The 17,835-nt window shown below is 73.9% G+C and carries 18 protein-coding genes and 1 pseudogene; 12 read left to right on the top strand and 7 right to left on the bottom strand.

From position 1 onward, the window contains the following. Window positions 1-139: 139 nt before the first annotated feature. From CR162_RS16825 to CR162_RS16815, 3 genes are all read left to right on the top strand, one after another. Window positions 140-856, top strand: a complete 717-nt coding sequence (locus CR162_RS16825; protein ID WP_099096695.1) for a response regulator transcription factor — start codon at window positions 140-142, stop codon at window positions 854-856. Window positions 857-1,143: 287 nt separating this feature from the next. Then, window positions 1,144-1,575: a DUF2231 domain-containing protein gene (locus tag CR162_RS16820; protein WP_099096694.1), complete on the top strand. Its 432-nt coding sequence runs from the start codon at window positions 1,144-1,146 to the stop codon at window positions 1,573-1,575. Next, the gene (locus tag CR162_RS16815) at window positions 1,575-2,864 is read left to right on the top strand and encodes a PQQ-dependent sugar dehydrogenase (protein ID WP_099096693.1); all 1,290 of its coding nucleotides are present in this window, start codon (window positions 1,575-1,577) and stop codon (window positions 2,862-2,864) included. The genes CR162_RS16820 and CR162_RS16815 overlap by 1 nt, the downstream gene beginning before the upstream one ends. A gap of 322 nt (window positions 2,865-3,186) precedes the next feature. On the opposite strand, the gene CR162_RS16810 is transcribed toward CR162_RS16815, so the two are convergent. Further along, on the bottom strand, window positions 3,187-4,182 hold the full coding sequence (locus tag CR162_RS16810; protein ID WP_099096692.1) for a glycosyltransferase family protein: 996 nt from the start codon (window positions 4,180-4,182) through the stop codon (window positions 3,187-3,189). A gap of 254 nt (window positions 4,183-4,436) precedes the next feature. On the opposite strand from CR162_RS16810, the gene CR162_RS16805 reads away from it, so the two are divergent. After that, window positions 4,437-5,672: an argininosuccinate synthase gene (locus CR162_RS16805; RefSeq protein WP_099096691.1), complete on the top strand. Its 1,236-nt coding sequence runs from the start codon at window positions 4,437-4,439 to the stop codon at window positions 5,670-5,672. A 166-nt stretch (window positions 5,673-5,838) separates the two neighbouring features. After that, window positions 5,839-6,315, top strand: coding sequence for a hypothetical protein (locus CR162_RS16800; RefSeq protein ID WP_099096690.1), 477 nt, complete (start codon window positions 5,839-5,841; stop codon window positions 6,313-6,315). A gap of 135 nt (window positions 6,316-6,450) precedes the next feature. Here the strand turns inward: CR162_RS16800 and htpX are convergent, their stop codons facing one another. Beyond that, complete coding sequence (htpX, locus tag CR162_RS16795) at window positions 6,451-7,512, bottom strand: zinc metalloprotease HtpX (RefSeq protein WP_099096689.1); 1,062 nt, start codon at window positions 7,510-7,512, stop codon at window positions 6,451-6,453. A 42-nt stretch (window positions 7,513-7,554) separates the two neighbouring features. Between htpX and CR162_RS23325 the strand changes: the two genes are divergently transcribed. Continuing rightward, on the top strand, window positions 7,555-7,848 hold the full coding sequence (locus CR162_RS23325) for a succinate dehydrogenase assembly factor 4 (RefSeq protein ID WP_408887460.1): 294 nt from the start codon (window positions 7,555-7,557) through the stop codon (window positions 7,846-7,848). Window positions 7,849-7,914: 66 nt separating this feature from the next. On the opposite strand, the gene CR162_RS16785 is transcribed toward CR162_RS23325, so the two are convergent. The 3 genes from CR162_RS16785 to CR162_RS16775 form a co-directional block, all read right to left on the bottom strand. Continuing rightward, a complete protein-coding gene (locus tag CR162_RS16785) occupies window positions 7,915-9,105 on the bottom strand; it encodes an MFS transporter (RefSeq protein WP_099096688.1) in 1,191 nt (396 codons plus the stop codon). A gap of 84 nt (window positions 9,106-9,189) precedes the next feature. Further along, window positions 9,190-9,714 carry a nucleoside deaminase gene (locus CR162_RS16780; RefSeq protein ID WP_099096687.1) on the bottom strand — a complete coding sequence of 175 codons (525 nt, stop codon included), beginning with the start codon at window positions 9,712-9,714 and terminating at the stop codon, window positions 9,190-9,192. Between the two features lie 24 nt (window positions 9,715-9,738). Continuing rightward, the gene (locus CR162_RS16775) at window positions 9,739-10,506 is read right to left on the bottom strand and encodes an SDR family NAD(P)-dependent oxidoreductase (protein ID WP_367604140.1); all 768 of its coding nucleotides are present in this window, start codon (window positions 10,504-10,506) and stop codon (window positions 9,739-9,741) included. A gap of 157 nt (window positions 10,507-10,663) precedes the next feature. On the opposite strand from CR162_RS16775, the gene CR162_RS16770 reads away from it, so the two are divergent. From CR162_RS16770 to rsmD, 3 genes and pseudogenes are all read left to right on the top strand, one after another. Then, entirely contained in the window at window positions 10,664-11,389 is a 726-nt protein-coding gene (locus tag CR162_RS16770) for a gamma-glutamyl-gamma-aminobutyrate hydrolase family protein (protein WP_099096686.1), read from the top strand. 23 nt (window positions 11,390-11,412) lie between these two features. Beyond that, window positions 11,413-12,156: pseudogene (locus tag CR162_RS16765) on the top strand (pseudouridine synthase); the annotation flags it as partial. Window positions 12,157-12,559: 403 nt separating this feature from the next. Beyond that, window positions 12,560-13,141 carry a 16S rRNA (guanine(966)-N(2))-methyltransferase RsmD gene (gene rsmD, locus CR162_RS16760; RefSeq protein ID WP_099096716.1) on the top strand — a complete coding sequence of 194 codons (582 nt, stop codon included), beginning with the start codon at window positions 12,560-12,562 and terminating at the stop codon, window positions 13,139-13,141. On the opposite strand, the gene CR162_RS16755 is transcribed toward rsmD, so the two are convergent. Together CR162_RS16755 and CR162_RS16750 are read right to left on the bottom strand one after the other, a co-directional pair. Then, window positions 13,142-13,918, bottom strand: coding sequence for an SDR family NAD(P)-dependent oxidoreductase (locus CR162_RS16755; RefSeq protein ID WP_099096685.1), 777 nt, complete (start codon window positions 13,916-13,918; stop codon window positions 13,142-13,144). Next, window positions 13,915-15,846, bottom strand: a complete 1,932-nt coding sequence (locus CR162_RS16750) for a capsular polysaccharide export protein, LipB/KpsS family (RefSeq protein ID WP_099096684.1) — start codon at window positions 15,844-15,846, stop codon at window positions 13,915-13,917. The genes CR162_RS16755 and CR162_RS16750 overlap by 4 nt, the downstream gene beginning before the upstream one ends. A gap of 182 nt (window positions 15,847-16,028) precedes the next feature. On the opposite strand from CR162_RS16750, the gene CR162_RS16745 reads away from it, so the two are divergent. The 3 genes from CR162_RS16745 to CR162_RS16735 are packed head-to-tail and all read left to right on the top strand — an operon-like array spanning window position 16,029 to window position 17,829. Then, window positions 16,029-16,379 (top strand): DVU3141 family protein, encoded by a 351-nt coding sequence (locus CR162_RS16745; protein WP_176559892.1) that lies wholly within the window; start codon window positions 16,029-16,031, stop codon window positions 16,377-16,379. Next, window positions 16,376-17,176, top strand: a complete 801-nt coding sequence (locus tag CR162_RS16740; protein WP_099096682.1) for an ABC transporter permease — start codon at window positions 16,376-16,378, stop codon at window positions 17,174-17,176. The genes CR162_RS16745 and CR162_RS16740 overlap by 4 nt, the downstream gene beginning before the upstream one ends. Before the next feature lie 5 nt (window positions 17,177-17,181). Then, on the top strand, window positions 17,182-17,829 hold the full coding sequence (locus CR162_RS16735) for an ABC transporter ATP-binding protein (protein WP_099096681.1): 648 nt from the start codon (window positions 17,182-17,184) through the stop codon (window positions 17,827-17,829). Window positions 17,830-17,835 lie beyond the last annotated feature (6 nt).

Below are 17,835 nucleotides of genomic sequence, written 5' to 3'. Positions count from 1 at the left end.
TCTCAGTGATCGTGTCGCGGCAGCGGCTCTTGCCCTGCAGGGGCATTACAGTCAGGATGGGGCTTGGTGGCCTCCGGCTGCCCGGCCGATTCCGGGAGGTAGAAGCCATGTTTTGCAATAGGCTAAGTCGGGAGAGCGCATGACCGGCCCGCGGCCGATCCTGATCGTGGACGACGATGACGCGCTGCGCGCGACGTTGTCCGAGCAACTGGCGCTGGATGGGGAATTCGCGCCCCTGGAGGCCGCAACGGCCGCCGAGGCGGCCTCCCAGCTGAACGCTCCCGACTCGCGGTGCGACGCGGTGCTGCTCGATATCGGCCTGCCGGATGGCGACGGCCGCGAGCTGTGCGCGCGCCTGCGGCAGGAAGGGGTGAAGATTCCCATCATCATGCTGACCGGCGCGGATGGGGAGCAGGACGTGGTGCGCGGGCTCGATTCCGGCGCCAACGACTACATCGCCAAGCCCTTCCGCATCGGCGAGCTGCTGGCGCGGCTGCGTGCCCAGCTGCGCGTCTTCGACAATTCCGAGGACGCGGTCTTCGTCATCGGCCCCTACACCTTCCGCCCCTCGGCGAAGATGCTGCTGGAGCCGGTGAAGAGCCGCAAGATCCGCCTCACCGAAAAGGAGGCCGCGATCCTGAAGTTCCTCTACCGGGCGGGCGGCCGCCCCGTGGCGCGGCAGATCCTGCTGAACGAGGTGTGGGGCTACAACGCCGCCGTCACCACGCACACGCTGGAGACGCATATCTACCGCCTGCGCCAGAAGATCGAGCCCGATCCGGCGAACGCCGCGCTGCTGCTGACCGAGGGCGGCGGCTACCGCCTCGACCCGCAGGCCGGCCGCGTCGCCGCCTGAGGGCTCTGGTTCCCAGAACAAGGCCGGGCGGCACAGCCCGGCCTTTTTTCGTTCGTGCGCCCCGCCTTGGCGCTGAGCCGCCCGGCCGGTGGCGGGGGAGGGCATCCATGCCCCTCCCTTCGGGCACCGAGCCCCGCTCCGGCGCCCAGGGCGCGGATCCGGCGCCGAAACCCGCCACGCGCTGCCCTGTTGTTCCAGAACCGTGTCCCGGGCGGGCAGGCCACCGGGCGCACCGCCCCACCTTGCCCCAGGCCCCGGAACCGGACCAGGAAACAGGAGGATCCGCCGTGGCCGCCCCCCCGCCCCCCCGATCCCCGAGGCCGCTCCACCCGCTGCACGCCATTCTGCTGGCCTTCCCGCTGCCGCTCTTTCTCGGCGCGCTGCTCAGCGACCTGGCCTACCGCGCGAGCTTCCACGTCCAATGGGCCAACTTCGCCTCCTGGCTGATCGCCGGCGGCCTGCTGGTCGGCGCCTTCGCCCTGCTCTGGGCGCTGGTGGCGCTGGTCCGGGGCGCAGGGGGCGGCAGGAAGCGCGCCGGCCTCTACTTCGCGGCGCTGCTCGCCATGTGGGTGCTGGGCCTCCTCAATGCCCTCGTCCACGCCAAGGACGGCTTCGCCATCATGCCGGAGGCGCTGCCCCTTTCGGCGGCCGCGACGCTGCTGGCGCTCCTGGCCACCTGGATCGGCTATTCCGGCTTCCATCCGAGGGAGGCCGCCTGATGCGCCCGCTCCACGCCGCCGCCCTGGCGCTCGCCCTTGCCTTCCAGGCCGCGCCCGCCGGCGCGCAGCAGCAGCAGACGGGCCCCGACCCCACGCTGCCCGAGCCCCGGCGCGGCCTGCTGCCCGACATGACGATCCCCCGCCCCACCGGCTGGAACGACGCGCGCCCGACCGTGCCGGAGGGCTACGCCATCCAGGCCATCGCCACGGAGCTGCGCATCCCGCGCCAGACCCTGCTGCTGCCCAATGGCGACATCCTGGTGGCCGAGGGCTCGGGCGGCAAGCAGGCGCCCACCGTCCGCCCCAAGGACTTCATCGCCGGCCTCATCAAGAACCTGGGCAAGAGCCCGGTCCCCGGCGGCAACCGCCTGACCCTGCTGCGCGACGCCGATGGCGACGGCACCTACGAGATGCGCCGCGTCTTCGCTGAGAACCTCAACGCCCCCTACGGCCTCGCCCTGGTCAATGGCCGCCTCTACGTCGCCAACCAGGACGCGCTGGTGCGCTTCCCCTACCGCGACGGCCAGACCGAGGCCTCCGGGCCGCCCGAGCTGGTCGCCGCGCTCCCGTCCGAGATCAACCACCACTGGACCAAGGCCCTGGCCGCCAGCCCGGACGGCGCGTTCCTCTACGTCGGCATCGGCTCCAACAGCAACATCGCCGAGCGCGGCATGATGGCCGAGCAGGATCGCGCCCTGGTTTGGCAGATCGACGCCGAGACCGGCGCCCACCGCCCCTTTGCCACCGGCCTGCGCAACCCCACCGCGCTGGCCATCCAGCCCGGCACCGGCCAGCTCTGGGCGGTGGTGAACGAGCGCGACGAGATCGGCCCCGACCTGGTGCCCGACTACCTGACCTCGGTGCGGGAGGGCGGCTTCTACGGCTGGCCCTACAGCTACTGGGGCCAGAACGTGGACCCCCGCGCCCAGCCGCAGGACCCGGCGAAGGTCGCCGCCGCCATCCGCCCCGACTATGCGCTGGGCTCGCACGTCGCCGCGCTGGGCGTCGGCTTCTCCACCTCCGCCATGGGCGAGCGCTTCGCGGAGGGCGCCTTCGTGGGCGAGCACGGCAGCTGGAACCGCCGCGACCCGGTGGGCTACAAGGTCGTCTTCGTGCCCTTCCGCGACAACCGCCCCGCCGGCCCGCCCGTGGACGTGGTGACCGGCTTCCTGGATGGCGAGGGCAAGGCCCGCGGCCGGCCCGTGGGCGTCACGGTGGACCCGCGCGGCGCCCTGATCATCGCGGATGACCTGTCGAACACGGTGTGGCGGATGACGCCGAGCCGGTGAGGGCCGCCTTGCCGCGCGAGGGCCACTCCGCCGCGCGAGGAAGGAAGGCGCCGCACGGAACCCGCCTTGTTCCGCCGGAACCTTCCGGGCGGCTGGAGCGGCTCCCGGGGGCGGCGGCACGGGAGCGGCGTGAAGCACCGGCCGCCGCGTGTTGGCGGCCCTGGCGGCCGGATGGCAGGACCGGCGAAAGCCCCGGGGCCGCCAAAGGTGCCGCACTGTTCCGCCCCGGCCTCCGCGGCGCGCCATTTCCGGCCGGAAGCGGAGCAGGGCGGGCCTGCCATGGCCCGATCCTTCCATGGCCTGATCCTGCGCGTTGCCCGGCCTACCACTGCAAGCTGTCGAGCAATCCCTCCGGCAGCGCCCACGCCGCATCGTCCATGGATACCTTCGGCGTGAGCGGAAAGGCGTCGAAGAAGACCCTTTCCATCGGGTTCCCCGCCGGCTGCCACATGCGGTCCACGGCGTCCATGACGCGGTCCCAGGCCGTGGCCGTTTGGGCGGGCTGCCCGAAGGCGGGAAGCTTCCGCAGGCCGCATCCGGCATAGAAGTCCGCGAAGCGGTGATTGACGCGCGGATCGTCCAGGCCGAGCTCGAGGGGGCCGCCGGTGTCGCGCGGAAAGTACAGGTTCGGGATGCCATAGCAGTCGGCTATCAGCTTGCCATGGAAGGAAAGGCTGACGATCCGCCGGCAGGACAGGATCTGGTCCAGCTTGGCGCGGAAACCCCTCAGGCTCGCCTCGTGCCGTGTGGAGATGATGCGAACCCCGTCCCCCAGGCCCGTCGCGTAGCGGGGAAAGCGCGGCCCTGCCCCCAGGCTCTCGTCAGAAAGTTCGGAGATGTGGGCGATCACGCCGAGCTCGTACTGCTTCAAGGCAGGGGCCGGGAAGATGCGCGGCAGGAACCACGCGGCGTCCCCGTAGATCGGCGGGGCCAGTATGCCGCAATCCAGCAGGGTGCGGCGGGTGTGCGGACCACGCACGGCATGCACCACGTAGTTCGTGGCCGGCGCGGCAGCAAAGGCGGCGTCGCGGCGCCCGAAGGCCCGGCGGCCTGCATCGAACCCCGTCCCCCAGATGTGCAGGGTACCGAAGCGCAGATCCTGCCCGATCGTGCCCACCGCCGTCATGCGCACGCCGAGGTCGTTGAAGTTCGCGGGCAGGGGCTGGAGGCCGGACATCGTGGCGACCACAACCGCACTGGAGGCATCGCCGAGATTGGCGGGGCCATTGTTGACGCTGCGGACCCATCCCAGGGGCACGCATTCCCGGTTGCGCCGGATCGCATCGTCAAGGTCCAGGTGCGGGCTGAAAGCGGTCATGGGGCACTCTGTCCTTGCATGTGGGTCTCCATGTTCTGGGAAGGTGCGCCTGCGGTTCAGGGGCCGGGCACACTAGCCGCCGGCTTTCCGTCTGGCGAGGCTGCGGGCCTGCGCCACCTGGCCCGCGCCGCCGCCGGCCGGGCGCGGATTCCCCCGCTCCGTGCGCCTCTCCTGGTCATGACCGCCTTGCCCGCGCCCCGCCGCTGCGGCAAACCCCGCCCCAGCGCGCTCCCAGGGACAAGGAACCCGAAGCTATGGCGGTGAAGGACGTGAAGAAGGTGGTGCTCGCCTATTCGGGCGGACTCGACACCTCCGTCATCCTCAAGTGGCTGCAGACCACTTACCAGTGCGAGGTGGTGACCTTCACCGCCGATCTCGGCCAGGGCGAGGAGCTGGGCCCGGCCCGCGACAAGGCGCGCCTGCTGGGCATCAAGGAAGAGAACATCTTCATCGACGACCTGCGCGAGGAGTTCACGCGCGACTTCGTCTTTCCGATGTTCCGCGCCAACGCGCTCTATGAGGGCCAGTACCTGCTGGGCACCTCGATCGCGCGCCCGCTGATCGCCAAGCGGCAGATCGAGATCGCCGAGCAGGTGGGAGCCGACGCGGTGAGCCATGGCGCCACCGGCAAGGGCAACGACCAGGTCCGCTTCGAGATCGGCTACTACTCGCTGAAGCCGGACGTGAAGGTCATCGCCCCCTGGCGCGAATGGGACCTGACCAGCCGCACCAAGCTGCTGGAGTTCGCCGAGGCGAACCAGATCCCCATCGCCAAGGACAAGCGCGGCGAGGCGCCCTTCTCGGTGGACGCGAACCTGCTGCACTCCTCCTCCGAGGGCAAGGTGCTGGAGGAGCCGTGGGACGAGCCGCCGGAGATCGTCTGGCAGCGCACCATCCGCCCCGAGGACGCGCCCGATGTCGCGACCGAGATCACCATCGAGTTCGAGCGCGGCGACGCGGTGGCGATCAATGGCGAGCGGATGTCGCCCGCCACGCTGCTGACCAGGCTGAACGAGCTGGGCCGCGCCAACGGCATCGGCCGCCTCGACCTGGTGGAGAACCGCTTCGTCGGCATGAAGTCGCGCGGCTGCTACGAGACGCCGGGCGGCACCATCCTCTACGTGGCGCACCGCGCCATCGAGAGCATCACGCTCGACCGCGAGGTGGCCCACCTCAAGGACAGCCTGATGCCGCGCTATGCCGAGCTGATCTACAACGGCTTCTGGTTCGCGCCCGAGCGCCGCATGATCCAGGCGATGGTCGATGAGAGCCAGCGGAGCGTCAGCGGCACCGTGCGGCTGAAGCTCTACAAGGGCAACACCATCGTCACCGGCCGCCAGTCGCCCAACAGCCTCTACTCGATGAAGTACGTCACCTTCGAGGAGGACCAGGGCGCCTATGACCAGTTCGACGCCCAGGGCTTCATCAAGCTGAACGCGCTGCGCCTGCGCCTCGGCGCCATGGCGGGCCGCAAGGGCGGCACACTCTGAGGCGCGGGGGGCGGGAACGGGGGGGAGCATTTCCCCCGGGCCGCCCCCTGCCTTCCGCCGCGCCTGCCCGCGCGGGGGGAGGCAACCCGCCACCGGCCCTCGCGTTCCTTCGGCATCGGGCCGCCCGCAAGGGCGGCCGCGCATGAGCATGAAGGAGAAGGCAGGAATGGCCCGTATCTCTCTCACCATCGCGGCGGCGTCCCTGGCGCTGGCCGTTTCCGCGCCGGTGGCCCAGGCCCAGATGGGCAGCGCCGTGCCCCCCGGCAGCAGCATGGGCAGCGGTGGCATGTCCGGCAGCATGGGCTCGGGCAGCGCCATGCAAGGCGGTAGCAGCATGCAGGGCGGCGGCGCGGCGATGGGCGGCACCGGTGCTGCGAGCGGCGCCATGTCGGGTGGCACCATGAGCGGCTCGGGCATGAGCGGCTCGGGCATGAGCAGCTCTGGCATGAGCAGCTCGGGCATGCAGCGCCCGATGGGCGGCATGTCGGGCCAGGGCATGTCGGGCGGCCAGGCCGCCACTCCGGCGCAGCCCCTGGCGGGCGTGCAGCTGCCGCAGCAGCAGGGGGTCGGCAACGGCGCCTACAATGGCGGCGGCGTGGTGCTGGAGCACCTGCCGGATGGCACCACCCGCATCGTCCGCTGATCACGCCTGGCGGCACAGGAAAGGGCCGGCTCCCGAAGCGGGGGCCGGCCCTTTCGCCGTTCGCGCGGGGCGGGTGGCGGCGGGCCGCCGGCGGCATGGGAGGCGGGCGGAACCCCTCCTCCCGCTCCGGCTCCCTCAGCCCCAGGGGCCGCGTGGCTTCCGCCGCTGCGGCGGTGTTCCCCAGGGGCCTGGCCTGGAAGCGCCCCGCGCGGGCGCGCCCCAGGGCCCCGGCGCGGCGGCGCCTGCAGGCCCCGGCGCGGCGGCGCCTGTAGGCTCTGGCGCGGATGCGCCGGCGGAACCCGGCATGGTGGTGCCCGGGCCGAAGGAAGCCCGCCCGCGCGCCGGCGGCCCCATGCGCCCGGCCAGCTCCATCAGCGCCGCGACGCGGTTCTCCGTCCGGGGATGGGTGGAGAACAGCCCGTCCAGCCGCAGCCCGGCCAGCGGGTTGACGATGAACATGTGCGCCGTGGCCGGATTGGCCTCCGCCGCCTGGTTGACATGGACCAGCCGCCCCTGTTCCAGCCGGCGCAGCGCGTTGGCCAGCCCCAGCGGGTTGCCGCTGATCTCGGCGCCCGCCCGGTCCGCCTCGTATTCGCGGGAGCGGCTGATGGCCATCTGCACGATCATGGCGCCGAGCGGCGCCAGCAGCATGATCAGCAGGCTGACAATGGGGTTGGGCCGGCCTTCCGGGCCCCGCGCGCCGCCGAACAGGAAGCCGAACTGCGCCAGCATGCCGATGGCGCCGGCGAGGCAGGCGGTGATGGTCATGATCAGCGTGTCGCGGTTGCGGATATGCGCCAGCTCATGAGCGATGACGCCGGCCACCTCGTCGGGGGGCATGCGGTTGAGCAGGCCGGTGTTGACCGCCACCGCCGCGTTCCCGGGGTTGCGGCCGGTGGCGAAGGCGTTCGGCTGGTCCTCGTGGATGATGTAGAGCGCCGGCATGGGCAGGCCGGCGTTCTGCGCGAGCTGCGCCGTCATGCGGTACAGCTCGGGCGCGTCCTGCGGGCCGATGGGCTGGGCGTTGTGCATCCGCAGCACCATCCGGTCGCTGTTCCACCAGGCGAAGAGATTGGTGGCGCAGGCGACGCCGAAGGCCACCATCATGCCGCCCCGCCCGCCGATGACGCCGCCCACCGCCACGAACAGCGCCGTCATCGCCGCGAGCAGAAGGGTTGTGCGCAGATATCCGTTCATGCCCTCTTTCCGTTGCCCGGGTTTCCACCCCAGATGGGGAGCATGACGAGCCGTGAGCAAGAGGCCGCCCAGCCGGCCCGCCCCGCCCAGCCCGAAGCGCCCGCGGCGGATGCCGCTGTCCATCCTCCCGCGGCGGATGCCGCCATCTCTCCTCCCGCGGCGGATGCCGCCATCCCTCCTTCCGCGGCGGATGCCGCCATCCCTCCTCCCGCGGCGGAAGCCGCCGTTGGCAAGCCCGGAGCCACCCCGATGCCCAAGGAGATCGGCGGTCCCGCCGGGCCGGAGCCCACCCGCTTCGGGGACTGGGAGCGGAAGGGCCGCGTCAGCGACTTCTGAGGATGGCGGGGCGGGGGGATGGCCGTTCCCCTGCCTCCGCACCCGTTGCGGCGGCCCCGCGCGGCTTCAGCCCTGGCGCCGCGCGCTCAGCCAGAAGCTGATGCCGAGCACCCCGGCGCCGCAGAACAGCAGCGCCGGCGCCGGGCCGGCCACGGCCTGCGCCAGCCCGAACAGGGCCGGCCCCACCGCCTGCCCCAGGAAATAGCAGAAGGCGTGCAGCGCCACGGCCGAGCCGCGCGCCAGCGGCGCCACCTCGGTGACGCGGGTCTGGATGCTGTTGTGCAGCATGAAGAAGCCCAGGCCCACCAGCAGCGCGCCGCCGACGCCGCTGCCCGGCGCCCCCACGGCCCAGCCCGCCGCGATGGCGGCCATGCCCAGCGCCACGCTGGCGCCGGCCAGCCGCATCATCCGCGCCTGCCCCAGCCGGCGCAGCAGCAGCGGCGCCAGCAGCGTGTAGCCGAAGCCGCCCAGGCCGAAGGCCGTCACCGCCAGCCCGGCGCGCAGCAGCCCGCGCCCGTCCTGCCCCAGCAGCACGGCGAGAAAGGGGAACATGCCGAAGACGAAGGCTCCCTCCAGCAGCACGCCGAGGAAAAGCGGCCGCGCCGCCGGGTTGCGCAGGATCTCGCCATAGCGCCGCAGCACCATGGGGATGGAGGGCGGGGCGGCGGGCAGCGCCGGCGCCGGCCGGCGGCGCGCATCCCACGCCATCACGGCGCAGGAGAGGGCGGCGGCCCCGGCGCAGACCCCCATCACCCCGCGCCAGCCGATGAAGGGCGCCAGCGCCCCCGAGACCGCGCCCCCCGCCAGCTGGCCCAGTATGGCGCAGGCCAGCACCCGGCTGATGGCGAGCTGGCGCTGCGCCATCGGCACCGTGTCGCCGAACAGGGCGAGGGTGAGGGGAAAGATGCCGCCCGCCGCCAGCCCGGCGGCGATGCGCGCGGCGAACAGGCTGTCCAGCCCCGGCGCCAGGGCGCAGGCGGCCAGCATCACCGCCAGCAGCCCGACGCAGAGCAGCACCACGCGCCGCTTGCCGAAGGCGTCGCCCACCGGGCCGAGCACCGGCTGCACCAGCGCGTAGGGCAGGGTGAAGGCGCTGGCCAGCAGCGCCACCGTCTCGTGCGGGGTGGCGAAATCCTGCGCCAGCTCGCCCATCAGCGGGTCGAGCGCCCGGCCGGCCAGGGCGCCGGCGAAGCCGCTCAGGCCGAACACCGCCACCATCCGGCGGATCGTGGCGGGGTGGGGCTCGGTCGATTCCATGGTGCGGGATGCTGCGCCCCGCCTCGCCCGCCGCCAAGCCCGCCCCGCGCGCCTCCTCTTTCCCCGCCGCGAGCGGCGCCCCGCTCAGTTCCCGCCGCCCAGGCCTTCGCCCTCCGCCTTTGCGCCGTTCACCTCCGCCTCGCGCGGCCCGGCGCCAGCCGCCCCGGCCCCGCGAAGCCCGGCGAAGAAGGCGCGCAGCACGTCGCCGCATTCCCGCTCGCGCAGCCCGCCCACCACCTCCGGCACATGGTGGCAGGACGGCGCGGCATAGATGCGGGCGCCGTGCTCCACGCCGCCGCCCTTGGGGTCGTAGGCGCCGAACGCCACCCGCTTGACCCGGAAGAAGCTGGCCGCCTGGGCGCACATCGGGCAGGGCTCCAGCGTCACGGTCAGGGTGCAGCCGGGCAGGCGGGGAGAGCCGCGCGCCGCCGCCGCCTGGCGCAGCGCCAGGATTTCCGCATGGGCGGAGGCGTCGCGGTCCTGCTCCACCCGGTTGCCGGCGCGGCCGAGCACGCGGCCGGCCGCATCCGTCACCACCGCCCCCACCGGCACCTCGCCCCGCAGGGCGGCGGCGCGCGCCTCCTCGAGCGCGATCTCGATGGGGGTCATGGGGCGCGAGTCACGGGGTGCGGGTCACGGCCCGATGAGCTGGCCGCCATCCACCACGATGCTCTGCCCCGTCACCCAGCGGGCGCGGCGGGAGGCCAGGAACAGCACCACATCCGCCACCTCCTCCGGATGGCCCAGCCGGCCGAAGGGGATCTGCCCCAGCGTGGCGTTGTAGAGCGCCGGGTCGCTCTGCCGCCGCTCCTCCCACATGCCGCCCGGGAACTCGATGGAGCCGGGCGCCACGGCGTTCACGCGGATGCCCTTGCGCGCCAGCATCTTCGCCTGGCTGCCCGTGTAGTGCATCACCGCCGCCTTGATGGCGCCATAGGGCGGGGTGCGGCTGCTCGCCCGCAGCGCCGAGATGGAGGAGACGTTGACGATGGCGGCACCCCCCTCCAGCTTCGGCCCCGCCTCGGCGAGCCAGGGCTCGGCCGCCTGGCTGGCGCGCACGATCGCCATCATGTCCACCGCGAAGGAGGCGGCCCAGCCCGCCTCGTCATCGGCCGCGCCGAAGCCGGAGGCGTTGTTCACCAGCACGTCGATGCCGCCCAGCGCCCTGGCCGCGGCGGGGATGAAGGCGGCGATGTCCTCGGCCCTCGAAAGGTCGCAGGGCGCGGCGAAGGCAGTGACGCCGAGCGCCGCCACCTCGGCCCGCGCCGCCTCCAGCGCCGCCGCCCCGCGGGCGCAGAGCGCGACCGAGGCGCCCTCCCGCGCGAAGCCCAGCGCGATGCTGCGGCCGATGCCGCGGCTGCCGCCCATCACCACCACGCGCCTGCCCTGAAGCTGCATCATTCCCTCCTGTGTCCCGTTCGCCGAGATCAGCGCAAAGGCCGGGACGGGTAAACCCGCCCGCCGGCAGAAAAAAGAAGGGGGCATGGGGGAATTCATTCGCCCCGCCTTCCCGACTTCCTCGTTGTGAAGCCCGGCTGGCAGGGGTAGCAACCGCTTCATGCGCACCCTTCCCCTGATCGGCGTGACCCTGGATGCGGAGCAGCCCGGCGGCTACTCCAAGCTTCCCTGGTACGCCCTCCGCCAGAACTACTTCGAGAGCGTGGCCCGCGCGGGCGGCCTGCCCATCGCCCTGCCGCACGCGCCGGAGCTGGCTGAACAGTATCTCGACACCATCGACGGCCTGCTCGTCACCGGCGGCGCCTTCGACGTCGATCCCTCGCTCTATGGCGGCGGCCCGGCCCATCCCACCGTGGCGCTGAAGCAGGGGCGCACCGCCTTCGAGCTGGCCATGGTGCGCGGCGCGCTGGAGCGGGACATGCCCATCCTCGGCATCTGCGGCGGGCAGCAGCTCCTGGCCGTGGCGCTGGGCGGCACGCTGATCCAGCACATCCCGGACAGCGTGCCGGACGCGCTGGCGCATGAGCAGCCCAACCCGCGCACCGAGCCCGGGCACGAGGTCGCCATCGCCCCCGGCACGCTGCTGGCCCGCGCGGTGGGCGGCGCACGCATGGCGGTGAACTCGGCCCACCACCAGGCGGTGGAGCGGACGGGGCCGGACACGGTGGTGAACGCCGTGGCGCCGGACGGGGTGATCGAGGGCATCGAATCCACCCGGCACCGCTTCGCCCTCGGCGTGCAATGGCACCCGGAATACGCGGTGGACGCGGCCGACCAGAGCATCCTCGACGCCTTCGTGGCGGCCTGCCGGCGGGCCGGCCGATGAGCGGCGACATGGAGGGGAACGACATGCCCGCCGACAGCCCCGCCGATGGCCAGGCCGGGGGCCCGAAGGGCGAGCGCATCGCCAAGTGGCTGGCCCGCGCCGGCATCGCCAGCCGGCGCGACGCCGAGAAGCTGGTGGCCGAGGGGCAGGTGGCGCTGAACGGCACGGTGGTGGACAGCCCCGCCACCTTTGTCGGGCCCGAGGACCGCGTGACGGTGGCCGGCAAGCCGGTGGGCGCGCCGGAGCGCACCCGCCTGTTCCGCTACCACAAGCCGCCGGGCCTCGTGACCACGCACAAGGACCCCGAGGGGCGCCGCACCGTGTTCGAGGAGCTGCCGGCCGGGCTGCCGCGCCTGGTGTCCGTCGGCCGGCTCGACCTGAACTCCGAGGGGCTGCTGCTGCTGACCAATGACGGCGCCCTGTCGCGCCGGCTGGAGCTGCCGCAGAACGCCTGGGTGCGCCGCTACCGCGCCCGCGTGCATGGCCGGGTGGATGAGCGCGCCCTGGCCGATCTGGCGCGCGGCGTCACGGTGGAGGGCGTGGCCTATGGCCCGATCGAGGCGGGGCTCGATTCCCGCCAGGGCACCAATGCCTGGCTCACCGTCTCGCTGCAGGAAGGCAAGAACCGCGAGGTGCGGCGCGTGCTGCAGCATCTCGGCCTGACGGTGACGCGGCTGATCCGCACCGCCTATGGCCCCTTCACCCTCGGCCCGCTGCCGCGCGGCGCGGTGGAGGAGGTGAACGCCAAGGTGCTGCGCGAGCAGCTCGGCCTCGATGCGCCGCCGCGCGTGCTGCGCGGGGTGGAGCGCGCCCGGGCCGCCGCCGCCGCCAGGGCGGGGGCGGAGGAGGAGCGTCCGGCGGCGCCGAAGCCCGAGGCGGTGCAGCGCAGCCGCCCGGCCAAGCCGCCGCGCGCGCGCAACGCCACCGAGCAGTTCCGCAGCCCCTGGGGCGCCGTGGTGCAGGGGCCGGACGCGGCGGACCAGCCGCAGGGCCCGGGTGGCGGCCGCCGGCGCGCCGAATATGCCAGCCGCGCCCGCCCCGGCCCGGAGCCCAGCCGCGCCCGTCCCGGGCAGGAGCCCGGCCGCTCCCGTGCCGGAGAGGAGCCCGGCCGCCCGCGCGGCGGCGAGGAAGACGGCCGCCCGCGCGGCCGGGGCAAGCCGCGCTAGGCCGATGCGGATCATCGCCGGCCGCCACCGGGGGCGCCGCCTGGAGGCCGCTCCCGGCGCCACCACCCGCCCCACCGCCGACCGCGTGCGGCAGGCGCTGTTCGACATGCTCTGGCACGCCCCCTGGGCCGGCCGCGCGGCGGTGGAGGATGCGGCGGTGCTGGACGCCTTCGCCGGCACCGGCGCGCTGGGGCTGGAGGCGCTTTCGCGCGGCGCCGCCTCGGCCGCCTTCATCGAGCGGGACCGCGTGGCGCTCGGCGTGCTGCGCGCCAACATCACCGCCTGCCGCGAGGGCGAGCGCGCCCGCATCCTGCCCGGCGACGCCACGCGCCCGCCGCGCGCCGTGGCACCCTGCGGCCTGGTCTTCCTGGACCCGCCCTATGGGCAGGAGCTGGTGCCGCGTGCCCTCGTGGCCCTGCGGGTCGCCGGCTGGATCGCCCCCGCCGCGCTGGTGGTGGCCGAGACGGGACGGGATGAGGCGCTGCCGCTGGAGGGGCCGCTGGCCGGCTTCACGGCGCTGGACAGCCGCGAGCATGGCGCGGCCCGGCTGCATTGCCTCCGCGCGCCGGATCGACCGGAAGCCTGATCAGTCTTCCCGGATGCGGAAGGCCATGCGGCGGACCATCCCGTCCACCCAGGCGGCCGGCAGCAGGGGCGAGAGCCGCAGCGCCCAGGCCAGCGGCCAGGGAAAGGCCAGCCGCGCCGCGCCGCGCCGCAATGCGCGCTCCACCTTTTCCGCCGCCGCCTCGGCGCTGACCGAGAAGGGGCGCGGGCCCTGCCAGCGGGCGCCCATGGCGCTGTCGAAGAAGCCGGGCGCCACCAGCGTCACCCGCAGCCCGGCGGGGCGCAGCCCGGCGCGCAGCGCCTCGCCATAGGCCCAGAGCCCGGCCTTGCTGGCGCAGTAGCCCGGGCTGTCCGGCAGGCCCCGGAAGGCGGCGAGCGAGGCCACCAGCCCGATATGGCCGCGCCCGCGCGCCCGCATCGCCGGCCAGAGCGGCTCCACCAGGTTCATCGCGCCCAGCAGGTTCACCGCCACCTGTTCCCGCGCGGCGGCCAGCCCCTCGGGGGCGCCACCGGGGCGGGTGCCGGCGGCGATGCCGGCATTGGCCACCACGAGGTCGACCGGCGCGGCCGCGTCCCAGCCGGCCAGGAGGCGGGCCATGGCCTCGGCGTCCCGCACGTCCTGCGCCGCCGCGAACGGCTCCGCGCCCCGTGCCGCCGCCGCCGCCGCCACTTCCGCCAGCGCCGCCGCGTCCCGCCCGATCAGCCCGATCCGCACGCCGGGCGCCGCCAGCCGCAGGGCCAGCGCCGCCCCCAGCCCGCGCGAGGCGCCGCTGATGACGACGCTGCGGAACCCGCTCACCGCAGCCCCCGCAGACGCGAGACCCAGCCGCGCAGCCAGCCCTCCGCGCCCCGGTGCAGGGTGAGGGGCGAGACCTTCCAGGCCGTGGGGTCGTCCAGCCGCTCCAGGATCAGCTCGGGCGGGCAGGGCAGCTCCGTCACCGGGTCCACCTGCCGGGGAAACAGGATCAGCGTGCCGGCCACCAGCGCGTCCAGGCTGAGCGGCCGGCCGCGGCGGGGCGGCGGGGCGCGGTCCTCGGTGAGGCCCCAGCCGGCATAGAAGGGCTGGCCATAGGTGACCACCCTGACGCCGCGCAGCAGCGCCTCGAAGCCGGACAGCGAGGTGAGGGTGTGCACCGCGTCCACCAGCGGCAGCAGCGCGGGCAGGGGGGTGCCGGTCACCACCTGGTCGGCCAGCCCGGCCAGCGCGGCGGCCGGCAGGCGGCCCTTGCGGAAGCCGGCCTCCAGGTCGGGGTGCGGCTTGTAGACCAGCCAGGCCTCCGGATGCGCGGCGCGCACGGCGCGGAGCAGCGCCAGGTTGCGCCGGATCGGCCCGCCGCCCAGCCGCACCGAGGCGTCGTCCTCCACCTGCCCGGGCACCAGCAGGCGGGGGCGGCCCGGCGGCGCCGCGACCAGAGGGGCCGCGCCCGGGGGCGCCGCGCCGGCCAGGTTGTACTTGCTGACGCCGCGCGCCACGATCGCCGCGCGCAGGGCCGCCGCGCGCGACAGCAGCGCGGGCGGGAACTCGGCGGTGGCGAGCAGCCGCTCCAGCGCGCTCGGCCGGGCGGGGTCGTAATAGACGCCGCGATCGTCCACCGCATAGGCGGCACCGGGCAGGAAGCGGGCGCCCAGCCCGCGCGAGCGGATGAAGCCGTCCTCCACCGTCAGCAGCCGCACGCCCTCGGCCTCGCAGCGGGCACGGAAGCCTTCCGGCACGCGGCCGGCCCAGGCGGCGATGGCGCCGCCCTGTTGCCGCGCCAGGGCGATGGCGCGTTCCGGCCGGCCGGTGAAGCCGGGGGTGCCGCCCGCATGGGCGAACAGGGCGGCGATGCGCGCGCGCTTCCAGGGCGCCATGCCGAGGCACACCGCCACCTGCCGGTTCTCCCGCTGCGCCGCCTGCCAGTGGGCGAGCTGCTCCAGGGCCCGCTCGAAGGGCCAGGGGCGTTCCAGGAAGGGGTCGGCGCAGCGCGTGGCGGCGATCAGCGCGGCCCAGCGCGGCGCCGGGTCCAGCTGCCGCCCGGCCACCCGCACCCCGGCCGCGGCGGCCAGCAGCGCCATCTCGGCCGAGGCGCCGTGCAGGTCCTCGGCCAGGTCCAGCAGGGTCCAGGGCGAGAGGCGGACGTTCAGCAGCCGCGCCCCGGGCGGCGGGCGCAGCAGCGGCGGCTGGCCGGGGCGGGCGGCGGGGTCGCGCGCCAGCAGCAGGGGGCGCCCCGCCGCGACCGCCAGCGCCGAGGCCAGGGCGGCGCGCGCGGCGGCCAGCCGGGACGGGTCGCAGGGGTCGAGCACCAGCACCGCCGCGCGGGGCGGCAGGCGCAGCCGGGCGGCGCCGGGATCGGGCAGGCAGGGCTCGCCGCCCACCCGGGCGCGCGCCGCCTGGGCGGCCGCCTGGCCCGCGCGGTACAGCGCCGCGGCGTCGGCCGGGGGCGGGGGGGCGAGGGGGGCCTCCCGCAGCATGGCGGGCAGCGGGCCGCAGGGCATCAGCGCCACGGGCCGGCCGCGCTGCCCGAAGCGGGGGGCGCGCAGCAGGCCGGGGGCATAGCGGATCAGCCCGGCGGAGGGTGGCAGGCGGGGGGGCGGGTCGCCTTCCGCCACGGCGAGCAGGCTCGCCCGCGCCGCCGGCGCCAGGCGGTATTCCGGCCAGAACGCCGCCAGATGCGCGGCATCCGCCGCCGTGGCACGGGGAAAGGCAATGCTCCTGGAAAGCTGGGTCAGCGGAAGTGTCCGGCGCATAAAAGGGAAGAAAGACAAGCGCAATGCGCGTAATGAATATATTAACCACATGCAAGCAGGCGAGTTTTGCCAGCCGCTTTACGTTGCGTTAGGTTTTGCTCATGCAAGAACGTCCGCAAGCCTGCGTGATGGGGCGGTCTGTTACCAGCCCTGCCCGCCTTCGCCGATTGACATGTCTGGCCGTGCCGCTGCTGGTGGCGTTGGCCTTGCCGGGCTGCGGCGCCCTGTCCGGCGCGGGGGGCAGCCAGGCCGCCGCCGCCTCGGCGGCCGTGCCGCAAAGGCCCATGGAGCCGCTGGCGATCTTCGCCTCCCGCGCGCGGGAGGGCGAGCAGAGCGTGCTCGCGCCCGCCCCGGGGGCGGCGCCGGTCCGGGTGCAGGTGGTGCGCAGCTACCACGCCGCCAGCGGGCGCCCCTGCCGGGAGCTGGCCGTGGGCAGCGGGGGCACGACGCGCCCGGCGCTGTATTGCGAGGAGCCGGGCGGCTGGGCCGCGGCGCGCCCGCTGCTGCGAGGCGGGGCGGTGGCCCGGCCGTGATCGCGGATGTGCCCCGCCGCGCGCCGGGCAGCGCCCTGGAAGCGCAGGTCCGGGTCATCAGCGCGCTGTTCATGCGGGAGCTGCTGACGCGCTTCGGCACCAGCCGCCTCGGCTATGTCTGGCTGATCGGCGAGCCGATGATGCTGGCCGTGATGATCTCGACGGTGCACTGGCTGAGCGGCAGCCACCTGCCCAACGACCTGCCCACCTTCCTGTTCTACGGGATGGGCTACGTGCCGTTCATGATGTTCCGCTCCATCACCAGCCGTGGCGCCTCGGCCGTCACCTCCAACATGTCGCTGCTGTTCCACCGCAGCATCTCGCTGCTGGACCTGATGATCGCGCGGAACCTGATGGAGATGATGGTGTGCGCCGCCATCGTCCTGCTGTTCATCCTTGGCGGCATGCTGACCGTGGGCGAGGTCCCGAGCGACCCGGCGCTGCTGATCCTGGGCCTGCTGCTGAGCGCCCTGCTGGGCCACGGGCTGGCCATGGTGCTGGGCTCGGTCCAGGTGTTCCTCGAGTTCACCGAGCGGCTGGTGCACCCCTTCACCTACATCCTGATGCCGATCTCCGCGACCTTCTACATGGTGGAGTACATGCCGCCCGAAGCGCGGGAGATGCTGCTGTGGAACCCGCTCGTGCATGTCCACGAGATGAACCGCTGGGCCATGTTCGGCGACCGCGTCGTGCCGCATTTCGACCTTGGCTACGTGATGATCTGGGTCATCGGCCTCAACCTCGTCGGCATGGCCGGGCTGCGCGGGGCGCGGCCGCGCCTGTCGATGTCGGACTGAGCGCCATGATCGAGCTCGACAACGTCTGGAAGCGCTTCGAGGGGCGGCAGGGGCACCGCTACGTCCTGCGCGGCGTGCATGCCCGCATCCGGCGCGGCGACCATGTGGGCATCCTCGGCCGCAACGGCGCGGGCAAGTCCACCCTGCTGCGCATCTTCGCCGGCGTCGAGGCGCCGACCCGCGGGCGGATCCGGCGCGAGATGTCGATCTCCTGGCCGATCGGCGGCAGCTACGGCATCCAGAGCAGCCTGACGGGCATCGCCAATGCCCGCTTCATCGCCCGCCTCTACGGCATGCCGCTGAAGCGGACGGAGGAGTTCGTCGCCGACTTCTCGGAACTCGGCCCGTATTTCCACGAGCCGGTGAAGACCTATTCCTCCGGCATGATGTCGCGCCTGCTGATGGCGCTCTCCTTCGCGGTGGATTTCGACTGCTACCTGGTGGACGAGGCGCTCTCCACCGGCGACGCCCGCTTCGCCAACAAGTGCCGCGAGGTGCTGGAGGTCCGGCGGGCCAACGCGGCGATGCTGCTGGTGTCGCACAATGCCGGGCACGTGAAGAAATACTGCAAGACAGCCGCGATCCTGCGGAACGGCACGCTGGAATTCTACGAGGACGTTGATGAAGCTATCGCCGCCTACCAGGGTCTCTGACCCCGG

This window comes from Teichococcus rhizosphaerae (assembly GCF_002631185.1).
Classification (GTDB): domain Bacteria; phylum Pseudomonadota; class Alphaproteobacteria; order Acetobacterales; family Acetobacteraceae; genus Pseudoroseomonas; species Pseudoroseomonas rhizosphaerae.
This window is presented reverse-complemented; position numbering and strand designations above follow the sequence as displayed.

Coding starts and splice junctions, on each gene's coding strand:
- CR162_RS16770 (WP_099096686.1), top strand. CDS start 10,664: ATGCGCACCCTTCCCCTGATCGGCGTGACCCTGGATGCGGAGCAGCCC.
- CR162_RS16800 (WP_099096690.1), top strand. CDS start 5,839: ATGGCCCGTATCTCTCTCACCATCGCGGCGGCGTCCCTGGCGCTGGCC.
- CR162_RS16810 (WP_099096692.1), bottom strand. CDS start 4,182: ATGACCGCTTTCAGCCCGCACCTGGACCTTGACGATGCGATCCGGCGC.
- CR162_RS16775 (WP_367604140.1), bottom strand. CDS start 10,506: ATGATGCAGCTTCAGGGCAGGCGCGTGGTGGTGATGGGCGGCAGCCGC.
- htpX (WP_099096689.1), bottom strand. CDS start 7,512: ATGAACGGATATCTGCGCACAACCCTTCTGCTCGCGGCGATGACGGCG.
- CR162_RS16825 (WP_099096695.1), top strand. CDS start 140: ATGACCGGCCCGCGGCCGATCCTGATCGTGGACGACGATGACGCGCTG.
- CR162_RS23325 (WP_408887460.1), top strand. CDS start 7,555: ATGACGAGCCGTGAGCAAGAGGCCGCCCAGCCGGCCCGCCCCGCCCAG.
- CR162_RS16815 (WP_099096693.1), top strand. CDS start 1,575: ATGCGCCCGCTCCACGCCGCCGCCCTGGCGCTCGCCCTTGCCTTCCAG.
- CR162_RS16805 (WP_099096691.1), top strand. CDS start 4,437: ATGGCGGTGAAGGACGTGAAGAAGGTGGTGCTCGCCTATTCGGGCGGA.
- CR162_RS16735 (WP_099096681.1), top strand. CDS start 17,182: ATGATCGAGCTCGACAACGTCTGGAAGCGCTTCGAGGGGCGGCAGGGG.
- CR162_RS16780 (WP_099096687.1), bottom strand. CDS start 9,714: ATGACCCCCATCGAGATCGCGCTCGAGGAGGCGCGCGCCGCCGCCCTG.
- CR162_RS16750 (WP_099096684.1), bottom strand. CDS start 15,846: ATGCGCCGGACACTTCCGCTGACCCAGCTTTCCAGGAGCATTGCCTTT.
- rsmD (WP_099096716.1), top strand. CDS start 12,560: ATGCGGATCATCGCCGGCCGCCACCGGGGGCGCCGCCTGGAGGCCGCT.
- CR162_RS16785 (WP_099096688.1), bottom strand. CDS start 9,105: ATGGAATCGACCGAGCCCCACCCCGCCACGATCCGCCGGATGGTGGCG.